This is a genomic window from Chengkuizengella sediminis (genome assembly GCF_010078385.1).
GTDB lineage: Bacteria > Bacillota > Bacilli > Paenibacillales > KCTC-33759 > Chengkuizengella > Chengkuizengella sediminis.
The window spans coordinates 916153-929448 of sequence record NZ_SIJC01000001.1; the positions used below are offsets into that span (position 1 = coordinate 916153).

Genomic DNA, 13296 nt, shown 5'->3' on the forward strand with positions numbered 1-13296 from the left:
TCACCTCCGTTAGAATTGAAATGCATCAGGACGAACTTTATGAAGTTCACTTATTTTTCCGATTTGCATATGATCATCCTCCAAAAAAGCAAATTCCATATATGTACCTTCATTTGCAGATTCATCAGGTGATCTACTGACAATGTTTGCAATTCTTAATTGGGTTGGTTTCATATATGAAGCTGCTATAATTGCCTCTTTATTGCCTTTATTCGTTTTACCAGCATGTGCGAGACCTCTAAGAGATCCCATGACATAAATATCGCCAGTAGAAGATATCATTGCCCCTGGATTGACATCACCCATAAAAAGAATTGGTGTCTCATAATGAATGGATTGTCCAGAACGAATAATACCTTTTATTATTTTTAAATCATGATTTTCCTTTTTTATATCTTTTGAAGTAGATTCCATGGATTGAATTAATAAATTCCCATGGTTACTAACAAGCTTTTTTATTTTTTCTTCTTGTTCGACATTTAAATCTCGATTACCTAATTTTATATGCACATTAATCGTGGGACCAGACAATATTTGTTGATGTGTTTTTTCAAGTTTATACTGCAACTCACTGAGTAGTACAGGAAACTCGCAATGATCATTAAACAAAAATACTAGACCATCTTTATTCCCTTTGATAGTCACGTGTTCCTTCGTTGCAGTCATATAAACCCTTCCCCCTTAAATATATAAAATTCGATATAATAAATTAATTTCCTTCTAAATATTCTAATGTTGCATGATGACTATCCCTTTTGTTTAAACGATATTCGAACAACAAAAGAGCGAAATGGTAAATAGATCATCATTGAAAATATTAGATTGACGTACAAACTAGGTAGAAGTTGATGAGAGAGTACCCATATGTACGATTCATCAGTGAGTTTAAATAAATAATAAATTCCATAAATGGTACTATCCAAAAGTATTAAAGAAAGCATGACAACAAGTGTAATAATAAAGAAACCTAGATAAGACCGTTTAATCATATAAGATATCAAATAAACAGTAAATCCAATACTAAACGCATATAAACCAAACAATTGATTATAGTAAATCAAATCGTAAAAAAATCCAATACTAAAAGCTAATATAATTGCAAATGATCTCTGAACATAAAAGCAAGTATATAAAATAAGGATAAAAGTAAAATGTGGCGTAACCTGTAAACGTTCATCCCATGTTAAAGGTAACCATTGTATTATAGTTCCTTCGATTAAAAAAAACATAAAGAGAATCAAACCAATCCAAGTGCGAAGCATATCACACCTCACATTCCAGGTTTTTCAACTACAAAAACCTCCCTTAAGTTATCGAATTTAGCTGCTGGAGTAATTTTTGCAATATGTGTAAGACCATAATCTCCCACTTCTCTTGACAAAACTGTGCCGATTTCGATACCTTCTGGGAATAACTTACCTAAACCAGATGTTATAATGATGTCCCCTTCTTTTAAGATATCATTTTGATTGATCTGGCTCATAATTAATACATTTTCCTTCTCGTCATAACTTTGAATAATGCCAAAAGATTCTTCGCTTCCTAAAACAGTAGCGGCTATACCAATACTATTATTAAATTGGTCATTAAAATCTGTCAATAACTGCACCGTTGAGAATAAAGGATTTACTTCACTAATTCTACCTATTAAACCATCCGTTGTAGTCACTAGCATATTCAATTTCATGCCATGTTTAGAGCCTAAATTAATTGTAATCGTATCATTAAATGCATCAGGATTTACAGCAACAACATGGGCAATATGAAATTTATAATTATTTAATTCTTTTTGCTCTTCGGTAAATTGAAGTGCTTCTGTCAATCTCTTATTTTCTTCTTCTAAAGTATTTAACTTAGCCCTATCTCTTGCATACTGAGAAAGAGTTAATTTTAATGTTTTATTTTCTTCATGAATAACTCTCAAATCCCCTATATTCTCAAAAAAACCCGCTATATATCCAGCGGGCCTATAAACTAAACCTTGCATCCAAGATACAGAGTCTTTTAAAAACTTTTCAGGCCAGATTAAGTTATCTCTCTTTTCAATCGAACTGATTCCCATAAGTGCTGTAAAAAAAATGAGACCCAGCAATAATAAGAAAAGTTTTTTATTGCCGAAGAGCTTAAACAAACGAACACCTTCTATTCAATCTACAATTATCTTTTATTGCGACCTTTATTTTTCTTATCTCTAAATAAATGTATTTCCTCTAAAGCTCTACCTGTACCTATCGCAACACAATCAAGCGGGTTATCTGCAACAATAACTGGCATACCTGTTTCCTGAGTTAATTTTTTGTCTAAATTTCTCAACAAGCCCCCACCACCAGTTAATATAATACCACGATCCATTATGTCTGCTGCAAGCTCAGGAGGGCATTTTTCTAAGGTTCCTTTTACCGCTTCGATAATTTTATCAACGGTGTCCTTGAGAGCTTTTGTAACTTCATTTGCAGATATCTCTATTGTTTTAGGCAACCCTGTAATCAAATCACGTCCGCGAATCTCCATTATTTCAGATTTTTCCGCTTCAGTTGCTGATCCAATTTCCACCTTAACAGCCTCGGCTGTTCTTTCACCTATCATTAAATTATATTTTCTTTTAATATATTGTGTTATGGAATCATCCATTTCATCTCCAGCTACTCTAACGGAACGATCCGTTACAATTCCTCCTAAAGAGATTACTGCTACCTCTGTTGTTCCACCACCAATATCCACAACCATACTGCCTGTTGGTTCCCATACTGGTAAATCTGCACCAATTGCAGCTGCAAAAGGTTCCTCAATTGTGTATGCCTCTTTTGCTCCAGCTTGACGTGCTGCATCTTCCACTGCTCTTTTTTCAACCGCTGTTACCCCTGATGGAACACAAATCATAACGTTAGGGTGTTTAGGGAACAAAAATCTTTGCTTTTGAGCTCTCTTCATAAAAGCTTTAATCATTGCAGCCGTCGTTTCAAAATCAGCAATGACTCCATCTTTCATTGGACGTTCTGCTTTAATACTACCAGGTGTTCTACCGAGCATTTTTTTTGCTGCGTCACCTACTTCAACAATCGTTTTAGATTCCGTATGTACAGCAACAACTGAAGGTTCCCTTACAACGATCCCCTTCCCCTTTAAAAATACAAGTGTATTTGCTGTTCCCAAATCAATCCCTAAGTCTTTAACAAAGCTGCCAAACATGCCAAATCTCCTTTCTAATTACCAATTTCTCAATGAATTATCATATATTTTCTAGTTTTGTTTATAAAAAACGAAAATGAATTTATTTGAAACTTATATCATTGTATTACATAAGTCCTCTTTCTTTCAAACTTATAAAATTTTGATCGCCAATAATTAAATGATCTAGCACTTCTATACCGATCACCTGACCAGCTTCTAATAAACGATTCGTTATTTCAATATCCTCTGAACTTGGAGTCGGATCACCACTTGGGTGATTGTGAACACAGATAATGGAAGCACTACTTCTTTTGATAGCTGCACGAAAAACTTCCCTAGGATGAACTATAGATGCATTTAAACTTCCCATCGAGAGCGTTTCCTGTGCAATCAGTTGATTCTTTGTATTTAAAAATAAACAAATAAAGTGTTCCTTCTGTAAGTATCGTAAATCTTCCATCATATATTTTGCAGCATCTTCTGGGGATCGAATAGTGATATGATGTTCCAATTTACTTTTTGCTAACCTTCTGCCAAGTTCAATTCCAGCTTGAATTTGTAACGCTTTTGCTGGACCGATCCCCTTCATCTCAATTAATTGTTCTGTACTAGCATCAACTAAATGACGCAAACCTCCAAACTTTTTTAGTACTTTTTGTGCTAATGTTATTGCAGATTCATCAAAGGAACCCGTTCTTAACAATATAGCTATAATCTCAGCATTACTTAAAACCTGTGCACCGTATTGAAGCATGCGTTCACGAGGTCTATCATTTTCTGGTACATCTCTGAGGATTTGTGACAGATGTGACATATCTTGAGCCCTCCCTTTTGCTTTTGGACATTTTTAAAAATGCATTCAAAATGTACATTGTCGTGAGGGATATGCATACAAGATAAACTAATTCGCATCTCCATTACAGAACCTTAATTCGTACAATTTCTTTAAAAGTCATATCACTTCAATTCCAAACTCACCTAACATTTCACTTAACAAAGAAAGCGATAGACCAACTACATTAAAATATGAACCCTCTATAGAATCCACCATGGTTGCACCCAGACCTTGTATAGCATACGCACCAGCTTTATCCATAGGTTCTCCAGTATTAACATAACGTTCAATCTGTTCAATCTTTAGAGACTTCATATGTACTATCGTTTTTTGAGATTCAACTAGTATTTTGCCTGAATCTGAATCTATGCAAGCAATACCACTATATACTTCATGCGTGGTTCCTTGAAGCTGAAGCAACATTGAAATTGCATCGTTCTTGTCTTTTGGTTTCCCAAATATTCGTCCATCTTTCACAACAATTGTATCTGCTCCAATAATAATTCCATGTTTATTCTTGGATTTTATTTTTTCAAACACAGCTGTTGCTTTTTTTGTTGATAGAACTTTTACCATTTCAACAGGTGTTAATATCTCTGTAAGAGTTTCATCAACATCACTCACACAAATTGTATAGGGTAAGTTCAAAGAACGAATCAATTCTTGTCTTCGAGGTGAAGAAGAGGCAAGGATAAGATGTGTATTATTCAAAATTTTTAATCCCCTTCAAACATCATAATTTACGATATAACCAAAAAGAGAAAGCTAACCCTAAGATGTTTGCAATATTTAGTTTAACCTGGAAATTAAAATCATATGATAAAAAACCTAAATCTGCTGAAGGTTCCCATGTGATTTGTGAGGATTTAGTTAGAAAATATAATGCAGGTACGGGTTCTAAAAGTTGAGCGATAATAGACCCGGTTAACAATCCTATCAACAAAAAAATAATTAATACAAAACTATTTTTTTTCATCACACTCCTACCTCCAAAACTTGTAACTTACACTTTTCATCTATGAATCTTTTGAATTTCTTCTATATTCTATTATACGAGTTAAGATGAATTAACACAATCTATCAAAAAAAACTTTAGATGGCATATATTTCCTGATTACATACCACTCTTTTCCTATTAAAATATAAAATAGGGAGGAGATTTAGCTTGATGGAAAAATGTAAACACACGGTTATTTTCTTGATGATTCTTTTTGTGATTTTTCCAAATTATGCTCAAGCTTTGAAAGTGGTAATAGATGCAGGTCACGGTGGGAAAGATCCAGGTGCATTGGGTGTTAATGGACTGAAAGAAAAGGATGTTAATCTAGACATCTCATTTAAAGTAAGAAATATTTTGGAAGAGCGTGGACATGAGGTTATTTTAACTAGGGAAAATGATACTTACATAAGCTTGCAAGATAGAGTCAAATTTACAAATCAACAAAATGCAGATTTATTTGTATCAATTCATGCAAATGCTCATCACGATCCATCCATTAAAGGTAGTCTGGTAATCTACTATAATAATCAATATCCAGATAAGGATTACCCGGCTAGTAAAGCAATGTCTGTTTTAACACCCTATAGTAAGACACTGGCGCAATCCGTTCTAAATGGACTGGTAACCGAAGCCGAGACGAAAAACCTTGGTTTAATGTCCAAAGCTGTTTATGTCGCTCGCATGGGCTCAATTCCAAGTATTTTAGTTGAAACTGCTTTTTTAAGCAATGAACAAGATGCTGAGAGATTAGTTGACGAAAGTGAAAGACAAAAAATGGCCATAGGAATTGCAAATGGTCTTGAATCATTCGAACCCATCACTTTTTGGGATGCTTTGGATCACTGGGCGATTACGTCTATCATTCGACTTCAGGATAATGATCTAATCATTGGATATAACAATAGTTATGAACCCAACCGATCATTAACTAGAGCTGAATTTTTAGCAATGATGGATCGTATTTTTTATTTTACTAGTGACAAGGTTTCTGAAAATGAGCAAGAAACAAATGAACCACTTGATAATTTGAGCGATGAACAACCCACTCCTATTTCAGAAGAAGAAACAGAATCAACTCAAGAAAATAATGTATCAGATCGAGAAAATAGCAACCATGAGCAAAATAATTCAAACACAGACTTAAATGAAACCAATGAAAAAGAATCAACATCAGATAATACAAATGAGTTTGATTCTAATAAACAAACAAAAGTAGAGACAAAAGACTTTAAAGATCTATCCGCTGATCATTGGGCTTTTAAAATCATTCAAGAAGCAGTGAATAATGGTTATATTCTAGGGTATCCAGATGAAACAATTCGACCTAATGAACCTATTTCAAGAGCTGAGGTTTCGGTTATTTTTAATCGTATCTGGAATGAAAATGAAATGACAGTAACGGAAGAAACGTTTTTATATGAAGATGTTTCAGAGGAAAAGTGGTACGCTGAGTCTGTCTATCTGTTAAAAGAACTTTCTCTTTTAAATGGAATAACAGAAACCACCTTTGGACCTGAGCGTAATATGACCCGTGCTGAATTAGCTGTTATGGTTGATAGATTTTTGTACTAAATAAAAGCTCGCCATCGGCGAGCTTTTTTTCAATTTAAGTGGGGTGAAGATTAAAGAGATACAGATATCCTTTGAAGTAAATCCTTTTGCAAAATCGTATATTGCATTAAGGCAGTTTGAGTCTGCCAAAGCAATGAAGATGATGGGTTCTTCTGATAATCCTCCAAAGAAATCATAGCTGTGCTTAATGCGCTATTCATTTTTTCAAACGTAGATTTTACTTCCTCTGGAAATCCAGCATTTACTTCTGGGATTAGTGCTGCCCAAGTTTGATGTAAACCTTTAATCGTCTCAAGAGAGCTATCCTCAAAGGACGTAAAAGATTGATCCTTTAAATGTATTAAGGTCAATTCACTAATTGTATCAACAAGGTCTGACCCCTGGGAAAAATAGGATTGAACAAAATCTGCATCATTCCCATTCCATTTCATTTGTTGGATAGAAGGTATCTCATACGTTTTAATATAAACTTCTAAATCTTCCTGCTGCAATTTATAACTCAGTAATAGTGCATCATCTCGATTTGTTGTCATTCCAGCAAATACATAGTAGCTATCATTTAATTCACTTACAGCAGCAAAACCATTGTTTGATAAAGCAGCTATCGCTTCCTCTGCTCCTTCCAAACTACTGAACACACCATTTTGAAGCATGAAATAAGATTGGAATGGTATGTTTAATGAAATTGTTCCATTTAAATTCACTACTGGCTGAGGACTAGTATTATTCTCATTTTCAAGCACTTCGTCTGAATCTGAGGGTGAGATTGAATCAATTTTTGTTTGATCTATTTCACTGACCGACTGTGGATTGTCAGAGAAAAAAGATAATACAAAAAAACCAAATGCAATCCCTACAATGATAGCTCCAGTGAAAGAAGTGATGATTTTAAACCATGGTCTTTTTGTTTTTTTAATATACCCATAGGGGTTTCTATTTTTGTATGGATTTCTCTGGTTTTCATTTGAATATTTTGAATGTGAATCAAATTTTTCTAATAAATCATCTTCACGATCATTATCACGATGTCTTTTATCAAATCCATTATCTTGATACGTATCTGTTTCTCGTATAAGCTGTTCTAATTTAGCAGTTTCAGCATCAAATGGGCTACTCCATGCACCATAATCAGTAGTAAATTGATTTAATGGCTGAGAATCTAAGATAGGATCAGAGCGTTCATCTTCAGTTTTCGTTTCATCTGACTTTTCTATCACCTTAAACTCATTTTTATTTAGGGATATAATATCTTTTTGAGGTTCATTTTTCTTATTTATTTTATTGCCTTCTTTGTCAAAACGGTAGGTTAATCTTGCTTTATCCAATACATATTCCCTCCTTGTCCCAAAGCTTGTATATGAAAAGAATATGATAGAAATAAAAAGATTATGATTAATTCATTTAATAATAAAGTTATTACTTATCTATAATTGAGTTATATAAAATATATTAAAAAAATGAAATCTTCAATATAGTTTCCAATCAGTTTCCAAACAAAATATAAAACAGACATTAAAATTAAAAATGTGGGGACCAGCCTAATAAGTTCAATGATTTCAATCTTATTCACAAATAAGCCCCCCTATATTTAAGCTATAATCTATACAATAGATTATTTTCACCAAAATCAAACCGGTCTGGAGGCTTATTTTGATCTAGACCTTAGTCTAGGTAGAGTTTAATAGATATGATTCAAAAAGAGGTGACACGTGTCTAATAAGGATTGAACACGTGGTTCATCAGGAAATTGATTGTTTAATGCACATACTGAACATTTGTACAAATCATCTATTCCATATTGTTTAAAGAATACTTCCTTTAAAGGGTTTTCTGTCATTATCATTATGACATTGTTCGTTTTACGAATACTAAATGAATCAAGTGGGATGGATAACCCTCTGCCATCCGTTTTAATATAACTTTCTTTTAAAGTCCATAAATCAAAAAAATATTTTAATTTTTCAGGCTCTTCTTTTTTTGATAAATCCACTACTTCCTGTTTTGAAAAAAAACGATTAGCGATTGTGTAGTCAATTGGAGCCATTTTCTCTACGTCAATACCAATAATTGAACCATCAGTTGCACAAACCACCCAATCACCTGAATGTGAAACATTATAGTGAAATTGTGGCTTATTCAATAATATCGGCTTGCCGTAGGTATTCTTTTGAAATACAATTTCATGGTTTTTCACGTTTGTTAAATTCATAATTTCAGTTCGAATTAAAATTTCACCTAATAAAGAACGTTGAGCGTCCATTTTATTTCTATATTTATTCAATCGAACTTGTTTTTCTTTAGGTAGGTTTTTTAATAAATCTATATATAAACCATGTTCAATCTCTGAATCTATTTTCACAGCCATGATTTTCATCCTTTAGTACCTCAAATCGTAAGTTTCGTTTCATTCATTATATCGAAAAAATTGGAAAATAAATACGATATGCTTTAAACTTAGTAGATGAGGTGATTGAAGCATGATGAAATTATTCTGTTTTCCATACGCAGGTGGTAGCTCTGCTATATATAGCAAATGGAAAAAACATTTTAAGCAATCTATTGAAATCGTTCCAATTGAATTAGCTGGTAGAGGAACTAGAATGGGTGAATCCTTTTACGAAAATTTAAATGAAGCTGTCGAGGATGTTTATAAAAAAATTAGTGGACAGTTAAACTCTACACCATACGCACTATTTGGACATAGCATGGGAAGCAAAATTGCCTATGAATTGTATTATAAGTTAATAAATATGAATCACAATGAACCAGAAATGATCTTTTTTTCTGGAAGCTCTGCCCCACATTCAAAAAATACAGATAAGAAACAAGTTCATTTATTACCAAATAATGAATTTAAAAGAAATGTACTAGAACTAGGCGGGACCTCTGAGGAAATTTTTGATAATAGTCAGTTAGCTGAGCTATTTGTTCCAATTATACGAGCAGACTATAAAATTGTAGAAACGTATCAATATAAACAAAAACAAAATAAAATTAATTGTAAAACAGTTGTATTATATGGCTCACACGATAAATACATAGATATTATTAAGGAATGGGACGAACTTACTTATCAGCCATCAGACTACCATTTCATAAATGGAGGACATTTCTTTATCCAAGATCATTTGGAAAAAACGATAAAAGCCGTTGAAAGTCATTTATATATAAATAACCCTCAAAGATAAAGAACATCACTTCTATAACTCAATATATGCTAGTAATCTTAAAATACATTAGAACTGTCTCAATATTTAATTATGAGACAGTCCTTTTTTCTATTAGATTTAAATTGATTTATAAATTTCGAGATTTCACTCTATTTTTTCTCCTTCAATTACAACATATTTTTTGAAATTTTCAAATAATTTAATAGCAAGTTTTCCAGGCTTACCTATACCTATTACTCTTCCGTCTACTTTAACTACCGAAATGATTTCTGCAGCCGTTCCAGTCATAAAAACCTCTTCTGCAGTATATACATCGTGTCTAGTGATCAACTCCTCTTCAACGTTATATCCGTATTCTGTTGCTAGATCAATCACAGTATTTCGAGTAATTCCTTCTAAAGCACCTTGAGAACATGGGGGGGTGATTAATTTTTCATTTTTATAAATAAATAAATTTTGAGTTGTACTCTCAGCAACATATCCTTCTGTGTTTAAGATCAAGCCATCTTGCATACCTGCAAGTTTTGCCTCTATCTTTACTAATATATTATTTAAATAATTTAAGGACTTTACTTGTGGTGATAAAGTATCAGCACGATTCCTCCTAGTTGGTACTGTAAGTACTTCCACTCCATTTTCATAAAATTCACTAGAAAAAGCTTCGAATTTCTCTGTTATAACAATCAATTGTGGACTCATACAAACAAATGGATCTAAGTTATAACGATCCCCTACTCCTCTAGACACAATTATTCGTATATACGCGGTATCTAAACGATTTTTCTTTAAAGTCTCAATTACAATATTTTTAATTTCATCATGTGTGTAGGGTATACTTAATAATAAGGAATGTGCTGAATCAAACAATCGTTCAATATGTTCTTTTAGTTTAAACACATTTCCATTGTAGGCTCTTATTCCTTCAAATACCCCATCTCCGAATAAATATCCTCTATCAAATACCGAAACTTTAGCATTCTCCCTATGTACATAGGTTCCATTCATAAAAATCCAGTCACTCATTTTACTTCCTCCTGCTAAACGTTATAAATTGCCTCGTTTTTCTTGTTCTCTCTCTACTGCTTCAAAAAGTGCTTTTATATTCCCATTGCCAAATCCACGTGAGCCTTTACGTTGAATGACTTCAAAAAATAATGTAGGTCTATCTTGTATAGGTTGTGCAAAAATTTGAAGCAGATATCCTTCATCATCTTTATCCACTAAAATTTTATGTTTTTGTAATTCCTCTATGGATTCATCAATTTTTCCAACTCGTTTTGGTAGCATTTGATAATAAGTTTCAGGTGTATATAGAAAATCTATCCCATTTTCATTCATTGTTTTAACCGTTTCCAGAATATCATCTGTAAGTAAAGCAATATGTTGGATACCAGGACCTTTATTGTATTCTAAAAATTCTTCTATTTGAGATTTTTTGTCTCCTTCTGCTGGCTCAACAATCGGGAGTTTAACCCGTTCCGTTCCATTCTGCATCACTTTTGTCATCAGTGCAGAATTCGAGGAACTAACTTCATCTTTTTTAAATGCTTTAAGTAGTTTAAAACCAAAGACATTATCATAAAAACTTACCCACGCAGGCATGTTATCTACACAGATGGCTAGATGGTCAATGCAAGTGATACCATTATGCTCTGGGAAGCTACCATTGTTTATTGATTTATAACCTGGGAAAAATACTCCTCTATAATCTTTTTTTTCTACAATTGTATGAGTAAGATCACCCAAAGTTCCAACAATCGCTTTTTTTACAATGCCATATTTATCGCTTTCTTCATAAGGGGGTTGAATACTTATTGCTCCATTAGCCACTGCATTTTCATATATTTCATCTACATCATTTACACGAAATGCGACATCTTTTATTCCATCTCCTCTTTTATTAACAAATTGTGAAATAGGATGTTCATTAGAATGAGAGCTACTTACTACAATGCAAGTATTTCCTTTTTTTAGTACATAGGAAGTACGATCACGATCCCCTGTTTCTAAACCACTATATGCTACGATTTTCAAACCTAAAATTCTACAATAATAATACGCAGATTGTTTTGCATTACCTACATAAAGCTCTATATAATCAATATCTTCTATCTCTTGTTTATTGGGCTTATTTATAATTGATATCATATTTTCTCTCATACTGATCGCTTCTCCTTATTTTTTAAAAATCTTACTAGGATTCATAATATTATTAGGATCAAAAAGTGATTTTATTTGTCTCATGTATGATACTGAATTTCCATGTTGTTTGTACATATAATCAATCTTCCCAAGGCCAATACCATGTTCTCCACTACAAGTCCCTCCATTTTTCAATGCATAATCAACAATTTGTTCATTTATTTTTTTATAGAGACCTACTTCAGACTTATTTTCTGGATCTACTGAAAAAACGGCATGAAAGTTCCCGTCACCCACATGACCTAAGATCGCACATTCAATCTTAGAATTATCCATCATCTTTCTTGTTTCATTAATTGCATTTGGCATAGCATTTAAAGGTACACATACATCTGTTGTCATCAGTTTTTTTTCAGGATTCATTGATTTGATTGCAAAGGCTACTTCGTGCCTAATCTCCCATAAATTCTCCCTGTCTAAGTCATTAGTAGCTAATTGAATATTTATACAACCTTCTTCAATCAAAGCCTCTTTGGCAAGCTCATAATCATGATGAACTATGACTTCGTTTCCACCCAACTCCAGAAATAAAAAGGGGGCAATTGAAAAACTTCTTGATTTATATCGATTGATCGCTTCAATCGTCCTTTCATCTATTAATTCAACCTTTTCAATCGATAAATCTCTTTTTTTCATTTTCAATACTGCATTCGATGCTGAAATCAAATCTGTAAACTCTACCATTGCTGTTAGCTTATATTTAGGAATACTATAAACACGTAAAGTGATCTCAGTGAAAACCCCCAGCGTAGCTTCAGAACCTACAAATAGATTTGTTAGATTATATCCAGAAGAAGATTTAAGATATTGCCCCCCTACGTTCAACTCTTCACCATTTGCTAAAATAATTTGCATTCCTAATACTTGATCTTTCATAGCTCCATACCTGACACTATTTGTACCACTTGCATTAGTGGAGACCATTCCACCAATGGAAGCATCAATTGCTGGATCTATTGGAAAATGTAAATGATGTTCTTTTAAATAGTCATTTAATTGAACTCTAGTTACCCCAGGTTCAACTTTGACAAGAAAATTATCAGGTTGTATTTCAATGATTTTATTCATTCTTGTCATATTCATAGAAATTCCCCCTTTTATAGGAATAACCTGACCTTCTACACTGGTACCCAAACCAAAAGGGACAACAGGTATTTTGTTTTCATTTGCATAGTTTAATATTTTTATAACATCGGCCTTGTTTTCTGGAAATACTACAACCTCTGGTAAATGAGAAGGATGATATGATGAGTGATCCTTGCTATGATCCAATAGAATATTTAACTCTTGACTAACATTATTTTCATTTTTAAAAATTTGATATAGATCTTGATATAAGTTCATTT

14 protein-coding genes are annotated in these 13296 nt (G+C 32.9%); 2 read left to right on the forward strand and 12 right to left on the reverse strand.

The window, feature by feature from the left end:
- Positions 1-9: 9 nt before the first annotated feature.
- From EPK97_RS04535 to EPK97_RS04565, 7 genes are all read right to left on the reverse strand, one after another.
- Positions 10-666 (reverse strand): septum site-determining protein MinC, encoded by a 657-nt coding sequence (locus tag EPK97_RS04535; RefSeq protein ID WP_162035386.1) that lies wholly within the window; start codon positions 664-666, stop codon positions 10-12.
- Between the two features lie 80 nt (positions 667-746).
- Positions 747-1262, reverse strand: coding sequence for a rod shape-determining protein MreD (mreD, locus tag EPK97_RS04540; RefSeq protein ID WP_162035387.1), 516 nt, complete (start codon positions 1260-1262; stop codon positions 747-749).
- Between the two features lie 8 nt (positions 1263-1270).
- Positions 1271-2131: a rod shape-determining protein MreC gene (mreC, locus tag EPK97_RS04545; RefSeq protein WP_162035388.1), complete on the reverse strand. Its 861-nt coding sequence runs from the start codon at positions 2129-2131 to the stop codon at positions 1271-1273.
- Positions 2132-2157: 26 nt separating this feature from the next.
- Positions 2158-3189 (reverse strand): rod shape-determining protein, encoded by a 1032-nt coding sequence (locus tag EPK97_RS04550; protein ID WP_162035389.1) that lies wholly within the window; start codon positions 3187-3189, stop codon positions 2158-2160.
- A gap of 106 nt (positions 3190-3295) precedes the next feature.
- Positions 3296-3985: a RadC family protein gene (radC, locus tag EPK97_RS04555; protein WP_162035390.1), complete on the reverse strand. Its 690-nt coding sequence runs from the start codon at positions 3983-3985 to the stop codon at positions 3296-3298.
- Positions 3986-4123: 138 nt separating this feature from the next.
- On the reverse strand, positions 4124-4720 hold the full coding sequence (locus tag EPK97_RS04560; RefSeq protein ID WP_162035455.1) for a Maf family protein: 597 nt from the start codon (positions 4718-4720) through the stop codon (positions 4124-4126).
- Between the two features lie 19 nt (positions 4721-4739).
- Positions 4740-4982 carry a DUF4321 domain-containing protein gene (locus EPK97_RS04565; RefSeq protein ID WP_162035391.1) on the reverse strand — a complete coding sequence of 81 codons (243 nt, stop codon included), beginning with the start codon at positions 4980-4982 and terminating at the stop codon, positions 4740-4742.
- Between the two features lie 192 nt (positions 4983-5174).
- Between EPK97_RS04565 and EPK97_RS04570 the strand changes: the two genes are divergently transcribed.
- On the forward strand, positions 5175-6578 hold the full coding sequence (locus EPK97_RS04570) for an N-acetylmuramoyl-L-alanine amidase (RefSeq protein WP_162035392.1): 1404 nt from the start codon (positions 5175-5177) through the stop codon (positions 6576-6578).
- A 50-nt stretch (positions 6579-6628) separates the two neighbouring features.
- On the opposite strand, the gene EPK97_RS04575 is transcribed toward EPK97_RS04570, so the two are convergent.
- Positions 6629-7903 carry a hypothetical protein gene (locus tag EPK97_RS04575; RefSeq protein WP_162035393.1) on the reverse strand — a complete coding sequence of 425 codons (1275 nt, stop codon included), beginning with the start codon at positions 7901-7903 and terminating at the stop codon, positions 6629-6631.
- A 353-nt stretch (positions 7904-8256) separates the two neighbouring features.
- Complete coding sequence (locus EPK97_RS04580) at positions 8257-8943, reverse strand: 4'-phosphopantetheinyl transferase family protein (RefSeq protein ID WP_240903678.1); 687 nt, start codon at positions 8941-8943, stop codon at positions 8257-8259.
- Positions 8944-9055: 112 nt separating this feature from the next.
- On the opposite strand from EPK97_RS04580, the gene EPK97_RS04585 reads away from it, so the two are divergent.
- A complete protein-coding gene (locus EPK97_RS04585) occupies positions 9056-9766 on the forward strand; it encodes a thioesterase II family protein (RefSeq protein WP_162035395.1) in 711 nt (236 codons plus the stop codon).
- A 126-nt stretch (positions 9767-9892) separates the two neighbouring features.
- On the opposite strand, the gene ilvE is transcribed toward EPK97_RS04585, so the two are convergent.
- From ilvE to EPK97_RS04600, 3 genes are read right to left on the reverse strand one after another with little or no spacing between them, the layout of a single operon-like run.
- On the reverse strand, positions 9893-10771 hold the full coding sequence (gene ilvE, locus EPK97_RS04590; RefSeq protein ID WP_162035396.1) for a branched-chain-amino-acid transaminase: 879 nt from the start codon (positions 10769-10771) through the stop codon (positions 9893-9895).
- Positions 10772-10792: 21 nt separating this feature from the next.
- On the reverse strand, positions 10793-11908 hold the full coding sequence (hppD, locus tag EPK97_RS04595; protein WP_162035397.1) for a 4-hydroxyphenylpyruvate dioxygenase: 1116 nt from the start codon (positions 11906-11908) through the stop codon (positions 10793-10795).
- 15 nt (positions 11909-11923) lie between these two features.
- On the reverse strand, positions 11924-13294 hold the full coding sequence (locus tag EPK97_RS04600) for an FAD-binding oxidoreductase (RefSeq protein WP_162035398.1): 1371 nt from the start codon (positions 13292-13294) through the stop codon (positions 11924-11926).
- Between the last annotated feature and the right edge of the window lie 2 nt (positions 13295-13296).

What these genes read in the sequence shown, in the direction of transcription:
- EPK97_RS04535 (WP_162035386.1), bottom strand. Translation starts at nt 666, where the DNA reads ATGACTGCAACGAAGGAACACGTGACTATCAAAGGGAATAAAGATGGT.
- mreD (WP_162035387.1), bottom strand. Translation starts at nt 1,262, where the DNA reads ATGCTTCGCACTTGGATTGGTTTGATTCTCTTTATGTTTTTTTTAATC.
- EPK97_RS04550 (WP_162035389.1), bottom strand. Translation starts at nt 3,189, where the DNA reads ATGTTTGGCAGCTTTGTTAAAGACTTAGGGATTGATTTGGGAACAGCA.
- radC (WP_162035390.1), bottom strand. Translation starts at nt 3,985, where the DNA reads ATGTCACATCTGTCACAAATCCTCAGAGATGTACCAGAAAATGATAGA.
- EPK97_RS04565 (WP_162035391.1), bottom strand. Translation starts at nt 4,982, where the DNA reads ATGAAAAAAAATAGTTTTGTATTAATTATTTTTTTGTTGATAGGATTG.
- EPK97_RS04570 (WP_162035392.1), top strand. Translation starts at nt 5,175, where the DNA reads ATGGAAAAATGTAAACACACGGTTATTTTCTTGATGATTCTTTTTGTG.
- EPK97_RS04580 (WP_240903678.1), bottom strand. Translation starts at nt 8,943, where the DNA reads ATGGCTGTGAAAATAGATTCAGAGATTGAACATGGTTTATATATAGAT.
- EPK97_RS04585 (WP_162035395.1), top strand. Translation starts at nt 9,056, where the DNA reads ATGATGAAATTATTCTGTTTTCCATACGCAGGTGGTAGCTCTGCTATA.
- ilvE (WP_162035396.1), bottom strand. Translation starts at nt 10,771, where the DNA reads ATGAGTGACTGGATTTTTATGAATGGAACCTATGTACATAGGGAGAAT.
- hppD (WP_162035397.1), bottom strand. Translation starts at nt 11,908, where the DNA reads ATGAGAGAAAATATGATATCAATTATAAATAAGCCCAATAAACAAGAG.
- EPK97_RS04600 (WP_162035398.1), bottom strand. Translation starts at nt 13,294, where the DNA reads ATGAACTTATATCAAGATCTATATCAAATTTTTAAAAATGAAAATAAT.